Genomic DNA, 3,297 nt, shown 5'->3' on the forward strand with positions numbered 1-3,297 from the left:
CACGCCATGACGCTGGTGGTGATGTCCGCGGTGTGGAAGCAGATCGCCTATAATTTCCTGTTCTTTCTCGCCGGACTGCAGTCGATCCCCAAGAGCGTGATCGAGGCCGGCGCGATCGATGGCGCGGGTCCGATGCGACGATTCTGGACCATCATATTTCCCCTGCTGTCACCGACCACTTTCTTTCTGCTGGTCGTGAACGTCGTCTACGTATTCTTCGACACGTTCGGCATCATCGACGCGGTAACCGGCGGCGGCCCCGCCGGCGCCACCACCACCATGGTCTACAAGGTCTATGCGGATGGCCGGCTCGGCGGCGACCTCGGAGGCTCGGCGGCGCAATCGGTGGTGCTGATGGTCATCGTCATCGCGCTGACCGCGGTGCAGTTCAAGTATGTCGAGCGCAAGGTGCAGTACTGATGGTCGAACATCGCCCGTGGAACGACATCATCGCCTACGCCATCCTGACGCTTGGCGTATTCATCGTCGCTTTTCCGGTCTATGTCGCGATGATCGCCTCGACCCATGACGCCGCGACCGTGGTCGGCGGGCGGATGCCGCTGTCGCTGGGCGGCCACGCGCTGGAAAACTACTACCGCGCCATCTTCGTCGGCGGCTCCCGCACCGCCCCCGAGCCGGTCGGCCGCCTGCTGCTCAATTCGTTCATCTCCGCAATCGGGATTGCGGTGGGCAAGATCTGCATTTCGATCCTGTCCGCCTATGCGGTGGTGTATTTCCGCTTTCCGTTCCGCAAGACCGCGTTCTGGATCATATTCGTCACGCTGATGCTGCCGGTCGAGGTCCGCATCTATCCGACCTACAAGGTCGTCGCCGACCTGCGCATGCTCGACACCTATGCCGGGTTGATCCTGCCGTTGATCGCCTCGGCGACCGGCACGCTGCTGTTTCGGCAGTTCTTCATGACCGTGCCGGACGAGTTGCTGGAGGCTTCGCGCATCGACGGCGCCGGACCTTTCCGGTTTTTCTGGGATACCCTGCTGCCGCTGTCGGTCACGACGATCGCCGCATTGTTCGTGATCCAGTTCATCTATGGCTGGAATCAGTATCTGTGGCCGTTGCTGATCACCACGCAGGATTCGATGCAGACCATCGTCACCGGCATCAAGAAAATGCTCGTCACGACGGATGAGCTGGCCGAATGGCAGCTGGCGATGGCGACGGCCGTCCTCGCCATGCTGCCGCCGGTGGCGGTGGTGATATTCATGCAGCGGCTGTTCGTGCGCGGCCTGGTCGAGACGGAGAAGTAGGACTGAGATGGCCAACGTAGTTCTCCGCGACGTCCGCAAAACCTACCTCGGCGGCTTCGAGGCCATCAAGGGCATCGACTTCGAGGTCGGCGACGGCCAGTTCTGCGTGCTGGTCGGCCCCTCCGGCTGCGGCAAGTCGACCCTGCTGCGCATGGTCGCGGGCCTCGAGACCATCACCTCGGGCGACATCGATATCGGCGGACGCATCGTCAACCAGATCGAGCCGGCCGACCGCGACATCGCCATGGTGTTCCAGAATTACGCGCTCTATCCGCATATGAGCGTCTACAACAACATGGCCTACGGTCTGCGCAACCGGCGCATGCCGGAGCCCGAGATCGACACCAGGGTGCAGGAAGCCGCCCGCATTCTCGAACTCACCACCATGCTCGATCGCAAGCCGAAACAGCTCTCCGGCGGTCAGCGCCAGCGCGTCGCGATGGGACGGGCCATCGTGCGCCAGCCGAAGGTGTTCCTGTTCGACGAGCCGCTGTCGAACCTCGACGCCAAGCTGCGCATCGCCATGCGCGTCGAGATCCGCAAACTGCAGCGGCGATTGCAGACCACCTCGATCTACGTCACCCACGACCAGCTCGAAGCGATGACGCTGGCCGATATTCTGGTGGTGATGAACAGCGGCCGGGTCGAACAGATCGGCAATCCGCTCGACATCTATCAGAAGCCCGCCACCACCTTCGTCGCCTCCTTCATAGGCGCGCCGCCGATGAACCTGATGCCGCTGCGGTCAGACGAGATCCGGGCGCAGTTCGCCGGCGACAGCCGCGCCACCAGCGAGGCCGGGATCCTCGGAATCCGCCCCGAGGATTTCATCATTTCGAGCGAGACCATTGCCGGCGGCATCGCGCTCGACCTCACGGTGGAGGCGATCGAGCGGGTCGGGGCCGAGACCTTCATTTACGGCACCCGTCAGCACGAAATTCAGGGCGTCGCCGCCAATCCCGGCGAACTGCCGCCGGGCGAGGTGATCGTGCGGATTCCCGGCGCGGTCGCACCCGCCATCGGCGAACGGATCAAGGCGGTGGCCCCCCGCGAGAACCTGCATCTGTTCAGCGCCGACGGCCGCCAGCGGATCGACCTGTAGGCTGCTCCTCGTCATTCTCCGATGTGCAATTGCACATCTGAGGGCGTCGCGCAGCGATGAACCCGGAATCTCGAGATTCCGGGTTCGCTCCCTCCGGTCGCCCCGGAATGACGCCGAGAGAGCCAATTTGTCACGGTTCCCCAAGAGCTTGAACGCTGCGCAAATCATGCCCATATTGCTGGTAACCGGGCGGCATGCCGCCATCCGGTCGCCATGGGGTGCCGCAAGGGCCCTGAAATGCCAAAGTCGCTTCGAGAGGGCTTTGTAAACTATGTCGCGTGTTCCCTCGTTATCCAGTCCGTTCCTGCTTGGCTTCGACGAAATCGAGCGCGTGCTCGACCGCGTCGTCAAGGGTGCCGACGGCTATCCTCCCTACAACATCGAGCGTTGCGACCGTATCAGCGGCGCACCCGAGTGCCTGCGGATCACGCTGGCAGTCGCCGGGTTCACCCGAGATCAACTCGATGTAACCATTGAGGAAAACCAGCTCGTGATCCGGGGCCGCCAGCAGGACGACAAGGCCCGGCAATACATCCATCGCGGCATCGCCGCGCGCCACTTCCAGCGCACCTTCGTGCTGGCGGAGGGGATGCAGGTGCTGGGCGCGGACTTGAAGAACGGGCTGTTGTCGATCGACCTCGCCAGGCCGGAACCTGAAAAGGTCGTTAAGACAATTGCTATCAATGAGCACGAATAATGGAACGAGTAGCGGACTCGACCGCTTAGTCTGACAGAGGAGTCGAGACCATGACTGATGCTGGTGTTGTGTTTGAAACCGAAACCGTCTCCACCGAGACGCTGGCCACCCTGGGCGAGGGGCATATCGCCTATGTGAAGCAGATCCGTTCCGAAGACGTACCGGGGCTGTTTCCGCAGGCGCCGAAGATCGCGCCGGGCCTGAAACTGTTTGCGCTGCATGCCGCCGAC

5 protein-coding genes are annotated in these 3,297 nt (G+C 62.6%); all 5 read left to right on the forward strand.

The window, feature by feature from the left end; genetic code table 11:
• The coding region (locus Q8R73_RS04575; RefSeq protein ID WP_305718349.1) for an ABC transporter permease subunit at positions 1-420 on the forward strand (420 nt) is incomplete at its 5' end.
• Positions 420-1,268 carry a sn-glycerol-3-phosphate ABC transporter permease UgpE gene (gene ugpE / locus Q8R73_RS04580; protein ID WP_305718350.1) on the forward strand — a complete coding sequence of 283 codons (849 nt, stop codon included), beginning with the start codon at positions 420-422 and terminating at the stop codon, positions 1,266-1,268. The genes Q8R73_RS04575 and ugpE, both read left to right, overlap by 1 nt.
• A gap of 7 nt (positions 1,269-1,275) precedes the next feature.
• A complete protein-coding gene (locus tag Q8R73_RS04585; RefSeq protein WP_305718351.1) occupies positions 1,276-2,370 on the forward strand; it encodes a sn-glycerol-3-phosphate import ATP-binding protein UgpC in 1,095 nt (364 codons plus the stop codon).
• A gap of 271 nt (positions 2,371-2,641) precedes the next feature.
• Positions 2,642-3,067 (forward strand): Hsp20 family protein, encoded by a 426-nt coding sequence (locus tag Q8R73_RS04590; protein WP_305718352.1) that lies wholly within the window; start codon positions 2,642-2,644, stop codon positions 3,065-3,067.
• A gap of 50 nt (positions 3,068-3,117) precedes the next feature.
• Positions 3,118-3,297, forward strand: a 180-nt coding sequence (locus Q8R73_RS04595; RefSeq protein ID WP_305718353.1) for a DUF1150 family protein, incomplete at its 3' end; no start/stop codon positions are given.

This window comes from Bradyrhizobium sp., assembly GCF_030697065.1.
Classification (GTDB): domain Bacteria; phylum Pseudomonadota; class Alphaproteobacteria; order Rhizobiales; family Xanthobacteraceae; genus Bradyrhizobium.

What these genes read in the sequence shown, in the direction of transcription:
- ugpE (WP_305718350.1), top strand. Translation starts at nt 420, where the DNA reads ATGGTCGAACATCGCCCGTGGAACGACATCATCGCCTACGCCATCCTG.
- Q8R73_RS04585 (WP_305718351.1), top strand. Translation starts at nt 1,276, where the DNA reads ATGGCCAACGTAGTTCTCCGCGACGTCCGCAAAACCTACCTCGGCGGC.
- Q8R73_RS04590 (WP_305718352.1), top strand. Translation starts at nt 2,642, where the DNA reads ATGTCGCGTGTTCCCTCGTTATCCAGTCCGTTCCTGCTTGGCTTCGAC.